The sequence below is a fragment of the Candidatus Dormiibacterota bacterium genome (assembly GCA_035544955.1).
Classification (GTDB): Bacteria; Chloroflexota; Dormibacteria; order CF-121; family CF-121; genus CF-13.
Genome location: DASZZN010000037.1, coordinates 28,596 through 42,138, shown reverse-complemented (window position 1 = coordinate 42,138; position 13,543 = coordinate 28,596). Strand labels below are relative to the sequence as shown.

The window sequence follows — 13,543 nt, the reverse complement described above, 5'->3', positions numbered from 1 at the left end:
GAGCCACCATGAAACTGCCTCTACTCCTCGAGCGACTCCTCACGGCGTTAACCACTGACAAAGGTCAGGGAATGGTCGAGTACGCGCTGATCCTGGTCCTCATCGCGGTGGTCGTGATCGTGGTCCTGATCATCCTCGGCAACCAGGTCCAGAACGTCTTCTGCAACATCTCCGGCGGACTGGGGACGTAGCGCGGGCGAGGATCCGGCCTCAGCCGTGAGCCTCGTCATCGACCGGCTCCACGTGGACGACCGCGTCCGTGACCACCGGCAGCTCCCGCTGGATCCGCTCCGAGACGGCATGACCGACCTCGTGCGCCTGGGCCAGGGATAAGTTCCCATCGACGTGGACCGAGACGTCCAGCAGGACATGCTTACCCGCCTGGCGTGCGCGGAGCGCGTGATACCCGTGCAGGCGCGGATCGCTCTTGAGGATGCGCTCAATAGCGGCGAGCGTCGGTCGATCGGGCATCGCATCGAGCAGCACCTGGGTCGTCCGGCGTCCCTGCTCGATCGCGGTGGTCCCGATGATGATCGCGACAGCAACCCCGGCCAGAGGATCCGCAATCTGGAAATTGAAGACGGCCACCAACGTGATGCCGACCAGCACCGCAAGCGACGCCCAGAGATCTGAGGCGAAATGGAGCGCATCTGCTTCGAGGGCGGCGCTACCACCGTGGACCCGCGAGACGCTCTGTAAGTAGCGGCTGACCACGATGTCGATGATCACCGCAGCGAGGACCACCACGAAGGAATACCAGGCGACCCGCACTGTCCCGGGAACCACGAGCCGCCGCACCGACTCGATCACGATCGCGATGCAGGTGGCGCCCAGGAGGAACATCTGGATCAGGCTCGAGATGTTCTCCGCCTTGGCGTGGCCCCAGGCGTGGTCCTCGTCGGCCGGCTTGGCCGCCGTCTGGATGCCGGCGTAGGCGAAGATGCTGGCCGACAGGTCCAGGAAGGAATGCGCGGCGTCGGCGAGGATCGCGACGCTGCCCGTCAGCAAGCCCACCAGCAGCTTGGCCGCGATCAGGACGATATTGACGAGAACCGAGTAGAGGGCTGCCCCGGCCTTGCTGGGTCGGACAATCCCCCGTGGCTGAGCGTGGTCCATGGCCATTTCCCTAGTGGCTAAACTACCCCGTTGCGGCAGTCTTGCAACGGAGACAACCTATTCAGAGTGCGATCCGTGGATGCGCGTTCAGGCGGCGGGCCTCAGGGATAGATTCGCGGCGAGCACTGCGTCTCACTGCCGCTGAACCGCCAGCCCGGTAGATACCCGTTCCAGTTCAGGGTGATGAAGCCCCGGCAGGTCTGGCTCGTCCGCGCCAGCTCATACGTGATCGGATAGGTGACCTCACCCGTTCCCCAGCGCGGCGATCCCAGGGTGTACGACGTGACGCCCTCGCTGAAAATACCGTTGCTGGTGTTCTTGGCGCCTTCGATGACGAGCGGGGGACGGCCGAAGTACGCGAACCCGGCGCAAAACACGAGAAGCAAGGCGGTCACCGCGGCCACGCCGACCGCTCGGCGGCGACGCACTCCCGGTTCGAGCGGAGGGCTGGTCACGGCAGCGACCGGCGCCACGATCGTTCCCGCCAACCGGTCGCCGAGCCGCTGATGCTGCCGCGTGGCGAGCGTCAGTATGCCGCCCAGTAAGTACCCGAAGGGCAACACATCGAGCAGGCGGGCGAGGTTGCGGACGATCGCCGCTTGCGGGCCGATGCGTCGACCCTGCAGATCGGTGACGCGCACGGCGGCGAGACGCTTTCCAATTGAAGCGCCGAAGAGGCCTTCCAGCACGGCATAGTAGGTCACCCACAGCAGCGCCAGCCACGGCCAGTCAACGGTCGTCTGCGTCGTGAACGAGGTAAAACCGCCACTGCCCATGGTGGTCGCGATTCCGCTGGTGACTCGTGTCACGCCGAATGTCCCGTTGACGACCGCGTCGAGCAGCGAGATCACTAACGTGTCGACGATCAAGGCCAGCAAGCGGCGAGGAAGCGCTCGGCCGGTTGCCGAAGCCAGGTCGATTGAGTCCGCCGCTGGAGCCCCGGCCAGACTCATGACCGGTCAATTCTGACCTACTGCCAGCGCTTGTGCGCGAGTCGCGCCTACTGGATGTCCGTGAGCAGCTGAATGGCCTTGCCATCGGGGCCGACCGCGTAGACGTTGCGAGGTGGCCAGCCGCCGGTTTGGGGGTGACTCGGGTCAAGCAGGAAGACGGCAATTCGCTGGCCGCCCGGCTCGGGCATCGCGTCGTAGTAGCCGGCGCCGGGCGGACCGGTCCAGAGGACGGTGCCGTCTCGCCAGCGGACGACCGACACGGCGCCGGAGTCGGCCACCTGCACCGCCAGCGAACCGTCCCAGGAGAACGCCTCCACTCTGCCCGGGAGATGGTCGAGAACGGTGCCGCTCGAGTTGTAAATCGTCGTCGAGGCACTGCCCCCACCTGGCTGGCTGTAGCTGATCTCCGCAATGAACTGAGCGTCGCGAGAAGCCACGGTGTCGCCGGTGTTTGAGCGTGTCCACAGGATGCGGCCAGTCGACAGCTGGACCACCCAGAACTGGACTGTGCTCGGCGCCGTACCAGTGCCCTGAATAACAACGGCTCGATCCTTCTCCATGGAGCACGCAGCCACGCCCGCCGAGGCCTGGTCGTACATTTTGGCGACCCGAACGACGTTCCTGGGGGCCTGTCCGACTGCAGTCACCTGCAAGGTCGCCGGTTCGCCACCAGCCGGCGGCAACGCGGACTTCGAGACCATGTTGCAGTAGCGTTGGCCGTCGTCCGCCCACGTTCCGCTGAACCCCTTCGTGTTCACGGTCGGCGATGCGACGAGCGTACCGGCCCGATCACGGATATAACCGGTCCACCCATAGAGCGTGCCGGCAGGATTTTGAACAAAACCCATTGCGATGTCCGGATTCGTGCCGACGCGCCCGCGAGCGGAGCCGTCCCACGTGACTCCATCGAGCTGCTCACTGTTCACCGGATCACGGAAGAGAATCACCGGCGTGCTCGATGGAACGTGAAGCAGCTGCGACATCGGCGTGGGCGCGGGCGTTGCCGTAGGCGTCGCGATCGGTGTGGGAGACGGATGGGTCGTGACGACGTTTTTCGTGTGTAGTCCACGAATCACCACGGACACCCCGATGGCCGAGGCCGCTACCAGCACCAGCGCGACACCCGCCACTGACGGCCAGAGCTGGCGATTGACACGGCGCCCCGCGGTAGCCGCGCGCAGCATCCGATTGCCGGTGCCGGCAACTTCTCCAAGCTGCCCCTGCTGCTTTGCGAAGACCTCGTTGACGTCACGGCGGAGGTCGTTCATTCCAAGTCCTCCAGGGCGACTGCCGGCCGGAGCCGGCGACATGCCCGATAGATTCGCGATTTCGCGGCAGCCGGCGAGACGCCGAGTGTGGCGGCAACCTCTTCAATCGGGAGGTCCAGGTAAAAGTGCAGAAAGAGCGCGCCGCGGTCTGGCAACGGGAGTTGCTGCATGGCGCGTTCCAGGTCGATGTGTTCGACCTCCGGTTCCCGCGACGTTGGGCGGGCCACGACCTCAACGAGAGAAGTGAGGCGGAACCATGGCGTGCGCCGCACGTTTCGACACTGGTTGGCGACGATCGCGAAGAACCAGGGACGTACCGGCATCCCAGGCCGTAGCTGGTGAAGCTTCCGCCAGGCGCGGGTCAGCGCCTCCTGGGTGGCGTCCTCGGCGTCTCGCCGATCTCCCAGCATGGAGAGGGCGAGGCGCAAACCCGGCTCGAGGAGCGGCCGAAGCAACGACTCGAACGCCGCCTCGTCACCGGCCACCGCCCGCAAGCGAAGCGGTTCGTCAGCCTGCAGGCTCAGTGCGTACCCCACATCTACTAAGACACGTGCCGCCAGCCGCGAGTTGCATCAAGAACCAAACTGGGTGCGCGCAGTGTAACGAACGGCGGGGTTGTCCGTTGTGAGGGTCAGGACATGAAAGGGAGTCAGATCTGGACGCCGCCGATCGCAGCTGGTTCGAGCCGCTAGCCCGGACGCTGGAACGGCCGGCGTACCACTTTGCCGTGATGCTGGTACAGAATCGGGCGACCGCCGAGGAGCTGGTACAGGAAGCCTTTGCCAGGGTATGGGCCTCGCCCAACACGCCCTCAGCCGAGACGGACTTTCGACGCTGGCTCTACCGAGCCATCACGAACCTCGCCCGGGATTACCACCGGCGGCGCATGGTCGAAGAGAAGCTCTTGTTCTGGAATCCGACGGCGATCGACCCGCTCGACGAGGTCGTGCATCGGGCCGAAGACCGTGAACTACTCCGCGCCGTGCTCGTCCTGCCGGTCAAGGACCGCCAGGCGATCTACCTTCATTACTTCGACGGCCTGACCTTTGCCGAGGTCGGCGAGGTGCTCGGCGTTAGCGAAATCGCGGCCCGCGTGCGCGTCCACCGCGCGTTGCAGCAACTCCGCGGCCGGCTCGGCCCGGACTCCGTTGCCAGGGAGGTGTCTGCATGACCGGGCCGGACCTCGAGCTCGAAGAGCGCCTCCGCCGGCTGGCGCCGGCCTTCAAAGACGGCATCGAGCCCCCGGCGACGCTGCATGGCATGGTGATGTCCGCAACCACGGCGCCACGATCGCCGGTGCGGCGGCCTTCTATGCTTCGCGAGCTATCGCTGGCCGCGACACTGATCGCGTTCGTCGCGCTGCTGGCCTTTGCGTTCTCGCGGCTGCACCTTCTAACGCCGGGGCCGGTGAAGCCCAACCCAACCCCGAAGGCCACAACCTCTAACGTCATTCCATGGACGGCGGCGCCGATGGTGCTTCCATCGGCCTCGGCCCAGCTGGCGAGCCCGGCGGACGCTGCCACCTGGATCGGGCATACCGTTACCGGGGTCGATCCGTTGCTTGTCCCTACCGCCATTGGCGACGACTACACGGCGCAATTCGTGGCTGACCAGCACTCGTTCGTGGTCGACTATTCGAGCAACGTCCGTCACGCGACGGTTGAGCTTGCAGCCCTTTCCGTGATGCCGAACCAGGGCGCGACCGCCCGCCCCACCATACGGACGTTTCGCGGCGTCGCGGCGACCTACCAGGTCGACAGCGCAACGCCGACGGCGCCGCGCTCTCTCCAATGGACCGAGAATTCGGCGAACCACGGCCAGGCCTATTCACTGATTGCCGCCGGCCTCAACGAGACCGAGTTCTGGCAGGTCGCCGATTCGCTCAAGCCGCTGGCCGGCATCGCCGGCGTCCGCGCATGCGTCGCCGCTGATCTGCGGGCTGTTCCCGGACATGGCAACGGCGCCAGCGGGCAGGTCTTCAACACGGTCCTGCTGAGTAATCACAGCGCGAGCTCGTGCCGGCTCGAGGGAACAGCCCAGGTGCTCTTAAGGACAAGCGCGGGCAAAACGCTCTCGCTTCCGCAGGTCACGACATTGATGCCCTGGATGAACGCGCCGCCGGGCCCGGCGCTCATGGCGCCCAACTCGCCAGACCCACAACCGGAACTGGGGTCGCAGATCGGATGGGGTCAGGCCTCCTTCGCCTACTCGATATGGGACTGTCCCGCCAATCGGTCCTTCAGCTCAGTGATGATCGTGCTCCCAAATCAGCGGGGAGCGCTGACGCTTCCGGCGGACGGCGCCGGCTACTCCGGGGGCGGCGAGTGCGAGGGCGGCGCCGTTGTCCAGCGGACGGAGGTTGGGCCTTTCACAGGGACGGAACCCGCGCCGACCGGGGTCGACAATTCGCCGCTGTCGATCAACATCAAGCTGCCGGACCATGTGCGCGCCGGCCAGTCGCTGCACTACCAGGTGGTGCTGACCAATGCGTCAGGCGCGCCCTTCCACTTCCGCGGCGAATGCCCAAGCTATACGGAAGACGCAAGTCGTGCCGGTCGCAAGAACCTCGCGAACTATCAGCTCAACTGCAGCGCGGTTGACTGGCTCGGGCCCAACGAGAGCGTCACGTTTGCCATGGTGCTCGACATTCCTGCCGACACGCCACCCGGCACGGGCGACTTGCGCTGGGAAATGCGCTCGGCGTACGGCGCGGGACAAGGTCGCGCGGTGTTGACGGTCACCGCAGCCTAGGCGAAATCATGCTTGTCCGACAGCATCGCTGTCATTTCCCACCGAGGCGCGCCGGGTTGACTCTCCGGACACCCGACCGCACAATGACCCGGCCCCATGGATCACCTGCTGTCGATTGCCTCCATCTTCGCCACCGCCACCTCGCTCCTGGCGGGCCAGGCCGGCTCGGCGGGCTACACACCTGGATCGACCGGCTACGACATCAGCTTTCCGCAGTGCGGCGCCGCCTATCCCGCCGGGGCGTTCGGTGTCGTCGGCGTCAACGGGGGCTACCCGTTCGTCCACTACAACCCCTGCCTGGCCGACGAATACGGTCACTCGCCGCACGCGGCCCTCTACGTCAATACGGGCTATGACCCGATCTATACGCAGGTCGACGGCCAGCACACCATCCCCGACTGCCTGACGAAGTCGGCCGCGGTCCGGGGTTTGGACGATCAAAAGGCCGCCTGGGCGGTGGGCTGCAGCGAGGCGTCGCGCTCGATGGCCTACGCGGCCTCGCAGAATGTCGCCAATCCGAGAGGCTGGTGGCTAGACGTCGAGACCGACAACAGCTGGTCAGATACGGATCTGAGCCTGAACCAGTACACGATCCAGGGTCTCGTCGATACGCTCCACCGCCAATCGCCGGCAGTGGTCGGCATCTACTCGACCGGCTACCAGTGGCACAAGATCGTTGGCGGCCTGCCCGTGTCAGGTATCCGGGCCAACTGGGTCGCAACCGGGAGCTTTTCCGTTGACGAGGCCCATGCCCGCTGCGGCACCGGCTTCTCAGGGGCGCCCGTCTGGCTGGTCCAGTACCTTCAGGGCGGCTTCGACACGAATTACGTCTGCTGAGCATCAAATAGGGTAGGTGTTTCGGCCTAAGCCGCCAAACTCGTACCCTTTGAATGGCTCAGCCCGTTAACTGAGCCAGAGGAAGGCCCCCTGCTTGCCTGCCTCTCATCAAATTTCAATCTTGAATAGCGCATGATTCGATCGAGCTGATGGCTGGTCAAGTGCCTGCAAGGCGTCGTCGTGCCTCCCGTTTGCATCCTGTGCGGATAGCGGCGCTGACTCTGTTTTGCCTCGTGCTTTCCGGGACGGCGGGTGCCGCCGCCTACTTCTTCCCGGTGGTCGTGGCCGGCGTCGGCCAGACCGGCCAGACCGTCATCGTGCCGCCCAGCCGCAGCCCGGGCGTGGCGGCAACGCCCATACCGTCGTCCGCCCCCGGCTCCCCGTTTACGGTGCTGCTGCTCGGTTCCGACGACGATGGGAAGAACAAATCCCCGTTGACCCAGTCGATGATCCTGGTGCGCGTCGAGCCGGCCACCAAACACGTCACCATGCTGTCGATCCCCCGAGACCTGTGGGTTCCAGTCTCGAGCTGCAACTGCAATGCGAAGATCGACGCTGCCTACGCCTACGGCGGCGCGGCCGCCGCCATTGCCACCGTCGAGCGCAACTTCCACGTCCACATCGACGAATACGCCTGGGTGGGCCTCAAGGGCTTGATCAAGCTGATCGATCGGCTTGGCGGAGTGGACCTGCTCGTCACCAACCCCGTGCTCGACGATCAGTATCCCGACGACATCAACTCGGGCTTCCTCTACGGCTACAAGCGCGTCGCGGTGCTGCCGGGCCCTCAGCACCTCGACGGGAGTCGTGCGCTCCAGTACGTTCGGTCGCGGCACAACGACATCAACGGCGACTTCGGACGATCGGCCCGGCAGCAGCAAGTGCTGCTGGCGATCAAGGCCAAGGCCAGCACCCTCAACGCGGCTGACCTTCCCGATATCGTCGACACCCTCAAGGGCAACTTCACGACCAGCATGGGGCTGGACCGGGTGCGGAGTTTGCTGAGTGTGGCAACGGCCTTCGACATTGCCAACGTCAAACAAGTCGTGCTCTACGCATGCCCGAGCGGCTGTTATACCAGCTACGATCACGGCGCCGCCTACGGCGGTGCGAGCGTCGTGATCCCTCACTGGTCAATGATCCTCGCGGTGACGAGGGAAAATTTCCCGTGATCCTCCGCCGGATCGCCGCCATCCTTTTCCTGCCGGTCATGTTGGCCTTCGGGTCGGGCGTCTACCTGTACCTCGGCACGTTAAAAAGCAAGGTGGTCCAAGAAAAGCCTGTGCTGCCCACGGTGACGAAACCGAAGTTCGTGCTCCCCGGCACGATGTACGTCGTCCAGGACGGGCGAATGTTCAAGCTGAACGCCGGCAGCTTTGCCGAGATCGGGCCGACCGGGGACTGGTCCCAACCAACCCTAACGCCCGACCACACCAGGCTGATCGCGGTTTCCCGCGGCGTGCATTTCAGCGATCTCTACCTGCTCGATCTCGATGGCCATGTCGTGAAGCGCCTGACCAAGAACGACTCGCGCTACGTCGAGTTGAACCACTGGGCCTTCTACCCTCGCGTCTCCCCCGATGGTGCGAACCTCGTCTACAGCTACGACAGCCCCAAGCTGACGAAGAATGTGGAGGAAGGTGTCGACCTGTCGGTCTGGAGCATGCCCCTGAGCGGCGCACAATACCAGGCGCGGCGCTGGACCGACCCGTACTGGTTCAGCGGCGGCGACGTCAGCCCGATCGCGCTCGCCGGTGGCGGCCTCCTCTTCGTCCGGCATTCGATCGACCCATCGACGGTCGTGCACTCGCAGATCTATTACCAGGCCCGCGCGCTGGCCGTCGCCAAGCCGCTGACCAGCGATACGGAGGACTGCAGTGAACCAGCGCTCTCGCCCGACGGGACGCAGCTGGCTATGATCTGCTCGCGCGGCAAACAGACGACGGCGCTCGAGGTCGCGCCGTTCAATGGAACTGTCCTCGGCCCGGCCCGCGTCCTCATGGAGGGCGGGCTCTACGGGTCCCCAGTCTGGTCGCCCGACGGCAAAGCGCTGGCCTACTATGCCCCGACTGGCCTGACGGGGCATTTCCAGTTGTGGTACCTGCCACTGCCGGTGGCCGCCACACCGTCCGCCACCGTCTCACCGTCACCGTCGACGTCCGCGCATGCCTCCTCCTCGATCGTCGCGCCCCCACCGCCTGCTCCCGTGCCGGTGCAGGTGACGGAGGGCGTCGACCTGTCGGCGACGTCGCCGCCTGTCTGGTACTGAGTAATCTGGGGACGGGTGTTCAGCAAACCGATCACCTGGCTTTCGTTCGCGCTGCTGGCGGCCGTTGTCTTGCTGGCGCTGCTAGCCCAGCGTGCGCTGCCCGGCACTCGCGCGGCTGAGTCGGCGGCAACGCCGACGCCCACGTCCGGGCTCGCCGCCGATATCGTCATTCCGCCCGGTTCGATGACGGCGCCGGACTTTTCGCTCAGAGACCAGGACGGCAAGGCGGTCTCGGTTTCGGCACTGCGCGGCCACGTGCTCGCCATCACGTTTCTCGACTCGCACTGCAAGCAGCTCTGTCCGCTCGAGGCTGAACAGCTGGCCCAAGCGCAGCGGTCGCTGGGCTCGAACGCCAACCTGTCGCTGCTGGTCGTCAGCGTCGCTCCCGCAACCGATACACCGGATAGCGAACGCGCCTTCGCGGCCGCACATCACTGGAGCGGCGACTGGCACTGGCTGACGGGCACGCCCGACCAGCTGGCGTCCGTTTGGAAGGCGTATAGCATCGCGGTACAAGGCGCGCCCGACAACATCTTGCACAGCACCGTTCTCTACCTGGTCGATAAATCCGGCTTCCAGCGGGCGGGCTGGGCTTCTGGGCTCCAACCCGACCAGCTCGCGCGCGACGTCCGCTTCCTCGATCGCGCGGCCTAGTATTCTGGGCTCAAAGGGGACGTGAGCGGCACGGGTAGGGGCGGATGAGCTCGTCTATCGGCGCGCCGGCGACGGCGCCCGTCCTGACGCGCGCTCGCATCCTTCTTATTGATGACGAGCCGGGGATCCTGAACTTCGTCTCGCGCGTCCTGCGCGAGACAGGCTATACGGTCGACGTGGCAACCGATGGAGAAGGAGGCCTCAAGGCCGCGCTCGGGCCTGCCTACGACCTGATCATCCTCGATCTGCTGCTCCCCGACCTTGGTGGCATCGACGTGCTGCGCCGGCTGATGCGGCAGCACCCGGGCCAGCCGGTGATCGTCCTGTCAGCGCTCAGCGATACCCCCTCGAAGGTCAGCTCCTTAGAATCAGGCGCCGACGACTACCTCGTCAAGCCCTTCTCGATTGAGGAGTTGCTGGCGAGAGTCCGGGCTCGCCTGCGTGATGCCCGCTCGGCGCGCACTCGCGTGGCGGCCGGTCATCTGACGCTGGACTTGATTGCCCGTCAGGTTCAGACGGAGTCCGGTCGCGTGCAGCTCGCCGAGCGCGAGTTTCTCCTGCTGCGCGAGTTGATGTCGTGCGCGGGCGACACCGTCAGCAAGGAGCACTTGCTCGCCACCGTCTGGGGGTACCGCTTCGACCCCGGCTCGAACGTCGTCGATGTCTACATCCGCCGGCTTCGTGCCAAGATCGGCGGAGAGGCCATCAAAACGGTCCGCGGGGAGGGATACCGGATTGACGCGGCCTGACCGCTGGCCCTGGCCGACGCGCGGCTTCCTCTGGATCGACGTCGCGTGGGGCATTTTTGCCGTCCTGAACCTCGTCGCGATCTACGTCTTCGCCGACTGGGAGACCGTTCCCTTCCACTTCATTTGGGTCAGCCTAACGATCCTCTACGGCTTCCGGGTTTGGCGGATGAAGTCGACATTGATCCTGTTAGGCGTGATCATCGTCTCTACTGGGGTCCTTCTGTCGATCGACATCGCGCGAGGCGCCCAACCCCTGGACGAAATCACCGAGGTGCCGTTGATGTCGGCGATGTTTCTTGCCATGGTCTGGCATGCGCGGCGGCGCCTCTCCGTCACGGAGCAGATGAAGCGGGTCTCCGATGTCAACCTCCGGCTGCTCGAGCGCGAGCGCCGCTTTATCCAGAATGCCTCCCATGAGCTGCGCACGCCGATCACGGTGGCCATCGGCCACGCCGAGCTGCTGCAACGCTCAACGGATCCCGCCAGGATGGCTGCCGATGCCCGCATCGTGGTCGAGGAGTTGATGCGGCTTCGACGATTGTCCGATCGGCTCCTCCTGCTGGCGGTGGCGGATGACCCCGATTTCCTTCACAAGAAGCCGATCGAGGTGGAGCCGGTGCTCGTGAATGCGCTGCATCGCTGGTCGCCGACGCCGCGCCGATGGCGCCTGGGCGCAACGGACGAGGCGGTAGTCGATGCCGACGCCGACCGCCTCGCTTTGGCGATCGACACGCTCGTGGAGAACGCCGTCAAGCACACAACCCCCGACGACTGGATCGAGCTATCGGTGCGGCGCCGTCACGGGGTTGAGATCATAGTGGCCGACTCGGGCACGGGAATCCCGCCCGAAGATCTGGACCACATCTTCGAGCGATTTGCTCGCTCCGATGCCAGCCGGCAGCGGGACACTCAAGGGCATGGTCTTGGCCTGTCGATCGTGAAAACGATTGCGGAGGCCCACGGCGGGACGCTTCGGGTGCGCAGTGAGGTGAGCAAGGGGACCGAACTTACAATCTCCCTCCCCCTCTGGGGGAAGGCTGAGGGAGCCTATGGGCTGGCGGACGCCGACGCCGCTGCGGAGACCGTGGCCGACGGCGTTGGAGTCGGAGTGACGGATGGCGCCGCGCCAACAGTTGGCGGTTGATCGAAGCCGAACCAGTGTTGAACGGCAAGCCCATAGAAGAGAACCGCGATCAAGAGGATTAGGACGATGACCGTGATGATGACGATCGCGGGTCCGGCTCCGGGCTCCGGCTCCTCTTCGACGACGGCCATGGCCGGATTGTCCCATTCCGGTTGAGCCGAAACAACCGTCGGCGAGGGGCGGAGCAGCCTTTCTGACAGTTTTGTAATCTCTACGCCTTTTCAACCCGCGAAGCGGCGGTCAGACTACACGAGGGACGCAGACAACGCCTGCCGTGAGGTAAGACCGATGCTCCGAAGGGTCTCCTTTGTCGCCGCCGGGGCGGTCATCGTCGTCATTGCCATGGTGGCCTTCGTTGGGCTATTCATGCTGCCACGACCGGGCCCGCTCGAGGGCACGACCACCAAGCTCCACCTCGAAACAGTGGGCGCGGTCGGCGCGGCGCTGGAGTGGCCACGCTCGAAGGACCCGCACCCTGACTGGGTCGGCTATCTTCCGACGACGACCTGGCGAGTACCCGCCAACTCGACAATCCAGGTCCAGATCGACCAGGAGGACAGCGCCACCGGCTTGCGCAACCCGTTCTGGGGCAAGGTTTTCGGTACCGAGGGCGGCAACATGCACGTCGCGTTTTTCGACGACAAGGGCAATCCGCAGGAGAGCGACATGACCTCGATTGATCCCACCCAGGCCGCCCATACCTTCGCGATTCCCGACCTCGGCGTCTTCGTGCCACTGCTGGGCGTCAATGCCGCCGCGCCAGCCAACAGCACGAACGTGATCACCTTCTCCTTCAAAACCAAGGGTCCCGGTCGCTATCACTGGCAATGTTTCGTCCCCTGTGGCGCGAAGACCATCTTCGGTAACGGCGGCCCCATGCAGACGATCGGCTACATGGGCGGCACGCTGATCGTGGTCTAGCCGTGGGCGCCTTTCACATCGAGGAAGCCGACCGGCCGCATATCGTGCGGCTCGCGATCATCTGGGTGATCCTCTCCGCGATCGGCATCGTCGGCGTTCTGCAGATCAACTATCCGCCCTACGACCAGTCGATTCAGGGGCAGGACCAGGCCGGCACGCTCAAGCTTCTGACCGCGTTGGCGACGCCGGTCTTCGTCGCCGTGGTAATGATGGTCGTGTACTCGGCAATCTATTTCCGGCGGACGACGACGGAGCTCGTCGACGGGCCGCCCATGCTCGGCAACACTCCCGTCCAGATCGCCTGGGTGACGATCAGCGCGATTTTCGTTCTCTTCCTGGCTGTGGTCGGAATCGCGACGCTGTCCAGCGAAAATGCCGCGCAGCTGGTCGGCGCGCCGGGCCGGTCGATCGGAACCGGCGGCCAGACCGGGGGCGGCGGGACCGGAGACGAGAACAAGGAAATCCACGTCCAGGTGATTGCCCAGCAGTGGTACTTCACCTACCGCTACCCGGACTACGGCGGGGTCGAGACGACCCACCTCTATCTGCCGGTCAACCATCCGGTCGAGCTGCACGTGACCTCGCTCGACATCATCCACTCATTCTGGGCCTACCAGCTCGGCGTCAAAGCCGATGCCAACCCGGGCGTTGACAACATCTTCCATGTCACGCCGCAGAAAACCGGCAGCTTCCAGGTGCGCTGCTCGGAACTATGCGGCTTGTGGCATGGAAACATGGTGGATTCGGAGGGCCAGGTGGTCAACCAGAGTGACTTCGACACCTGGATCGCCCAGCAGCAGCAAGACTTCGCCGCAATTTCCAAGGTGGTGCCGAGCTACGCACCCTATTACTTCCCGTTGCCAACCGTGAAAGGGAGCTGA

At 65.0% G+C, this 13,543-nt stretch carries 15 protein-coding genes; 11 read left to right on the top strand and 4 right to left on the bottom strand.

All coding sequences use genetic code 11. The annotated features are described in order from the left end of the window. The first annotated feature begins 8 nt into the window (after positions 1-8). Positions 9-191 (top strand): Flp family type IVb pilin, encoded by a 183-nt coding sequence (locus VHK65_13815; protein ID HVS07224.1) that lies wholly within the window; start codon positions 9-11, stop codon positions 189-191. 19 nt (positions 192-210) lie between these two features. Here VHK65_13815 and VHK65_13810 read toward each other — a convergent pair whose 3' ends face one another. From VHK65_13810 to VHK65_13795, 4 genes are all read right to left on the bottom strand, one after another. Continuing rightward, positions 211-1,116 carry a cation diffusion facilitator family transporter gene (locus tag VHK65_13810; protein ID HVS07223.1) on the bottom strand — a complete coding sequence of 302 codons (906 nt, stop codon included), beginning with the start codon at positions 1,114-1,116 and terminating at the stop codon, positions 211-213. A 101-nt stretch (positions 1,117-1,217) separates the two neighbouring features. Continuing rightward, the gene (locus VHK65_13805; GenBank protein ID HVS07222.1) at positions 1,218-2,069 is read right to left on the bottom strand and encodes an RDD family protein; all 852 of its coding nucleotides are present in this window, start codon (positions 2,067-2,069) and stop codon (positions 1,218-1,220) included. Between the two features lie 47 nt (positions 2,070-2,116). Then, positions 2,117-3,337 carry a hypothetical protein gene (locus tag VHK65_13800; GenBank protein ID HVS07221.1) on the bottom strand — a complete coding sequence of 407 codons (1,221 nt, stop codon included), beginning with the start codon at positions 3,335-3,337 and terminating at the stop codon, positions 2,117-2,119. Then, complete coding sequence (locus VHK65_13795) at positions 3,334-3,873, bottom strand: RNA polymerase sigma factor (GenBank protein ID HVS07220.1); 540 nt, start codon at positions 3,871-3,873, stop codon at positions 3,334-3,336. The genes VHK65_13800 and VHK65_13795 overlap by 4 nt, the downstream gene beginning before the upstream one ends. A gap of 119 nt (positions 3,874-3,992) precedes the next feature. Between VHK65_13795 and VHK65_13790 the strand changes: the two genes are divergently transcribed. From VHK65_13790 to VHK65_13745, 10 genes are all read left to right on the top strand, one after another. Next, the gene (locus VHK65_13790) at positions 3,993-4,508 is read left to right on the top strand and encodes a sigma-70 family RNA polymerase sigma factor (protein ID HVS07219.1); all 516 of its coding nucleotides are present in this window, start codon (positions 3,993-3,995) and stop codon (positions 4,506-4,508) included. Continuing rightward, positions 4,505-6,088 (top strand): hypothetical protein, encoded by a 1,584-nt coding sequence (locus VHK65_13785; GenBank protein HVS07218.1) that lies wholly within the window; start codon positions 4,505-4,507, stop codon positions 6,086-6,088. Before VHK65_13790 ends, VHK65_13785 begins: the two co-directional genes overlap by 4 nt. Before the next feature lie 96 nt (positions 6,089-6,184). Further along, a complete protein-coding gene (locus VHK65_13780) occupies positions 6,185-6,925 on the top strand; it encodes a hypothetical protein (GenBank protein ID HVS07217.1) in 741 nt (246 codons plus the stop codon). 233 nt (positions 6,926-7,158) lie between these two features. Then, positions 7,159-8,097 carry an LCP family protein gene (locus VHK65_13775; GenBank protein HVS07216.1) on the top strand — a complete coding sequence of 313 codons (939 nt, stop codon included), beginning with the start codon at positions 7,159-7,161 and terminating at the stop codon, positions 8,095-8,097. Further along, the gene (locus VHK65_13770; protein ID HVS07215.1) at positions 8,094-9,194 is read left to right on the top strand and encodes a hypothetical protein; all 1,101 of its coding nucleotides are present in this window, start codon (positions 8,094-8,096) and stop codon (positions 9,192-9,194) included. Before VHK65_13775 ends, VHK65_13770 begins: the two co-directional genes overlap by 4 nt. A 15-nt stretch (positions 9,195-9,209) precedes the next feature. Further along, complete coding sequence (locus VHK65_13765; protein HVS07214.1) at positions 9,210-9,848, top strand: SCO family protein; 639 nt, start codon at positions 9,210-9,212, stop codon at positions 9,846-9,848. Positions 9,849-9,892: 44 nt separating this feature from the next. Continuing rightward, positions 9,893-10,597: a response regulator transcription factor gene (locus VHK65_13760; GenBank protein HVS07213.1), complete on the top strand. Its 705-nt coding sequence runs from the start codon at positions 9,893-9,895 to the stop codon at positions 10,595-10,597. Beyond that, entirely contained in the window at positions 10,584-11,741 is a 1,158-nt protein-coding gene (locus VHK65_13755) for a HAMP domain-containing sensor histidine kinase (GenBank protein HVS07212.1), read from the top strand. The genes VHK65_13760 and VHK65_13755 overlap by 14 nt, the downstream gene beginning before the upstream one ends. Positions 11,742-12,029: 288 nt before the next feature. Next, positions 12,030-12,662: a hypothetical protein gene (locus VHK65_13750; protein HVS07211.1), complete on the top strand. Its 633-nt coding sequence runs from the start codon at positions 12,030-12,032 to the stop codon at positions 12,660-12,662. A gap of 2 nt (positions 12,663-12,664) precedes the next feature. Next, positions 12,665-13,543, top strand: coding sequence for a cytochrome c oxidase subunit II (locus tag VHK65_13745; GenBank protein HVS07210.1), 879 nt, complete (start codon positions 12,665-12,667; stop codon positions 13,541-13,543).

Excerpts from the sequence above, each read along its gene's own strand:
- VHK65_13780 (HVS07217.1), top strand. The coding sequence starts at position 6,185 with ATGGATCACCTGCTGTCGATTGCCTCCATCTTCGCCACCGCCACCTCG.
- VHK65_13800 (HVS07221.1), bottom strand. The coding sequence starts at position 3,337 with ATGAACGACCTCCGCCGTGACGTCAACGAGGTCTTCGCAAAGCAGCAG.
- VHK65_13805 (HVS07222.1), bottom strand. The coding sequence starts at position 2,069 with ATGAGTCTGGCCGGGGCTCCAGCGGCGGACTCAATCGACCTGGCTTCG.
- VHK65_13760 (HVS07213.1), top strand. The coding sequence starts at position 9,893 with ATGAGCTCGTCTATCGGCGCGCCGGCGACGGCGCCCGTCCTGACGCGC.
- VHK65_13750 (HVS07211.1), top strand. The coding sequence starts at position 12,030 with ATGCTCCGAAGGGTCTCCTTTGTCGCCGCCGGGGCGGTCATCGTCGTC.
- VHK65_13785 (HVS07218.1), top strand. The coding sequence starts at position 4,505 with ATGACCGGGCCGGACCTCGAGCTCGAAGAGCGCCTCCGCCGGCTGGCG.
- VHK65_13815 (HVS07224.1), top strand. The coding sequence starts at position 9 with ATGAAACTGCCTCTACTCCTCGAGCGACTCCTCACGGCGTTAACCACT.
- VHK65_13810 (HVS07223.1), bottom strand. The coding sequence starts at position 1,116 with ATGGACCACGCTCAGCCACGGGGGATTGTCCGACCCAGCAAGGCCGGG.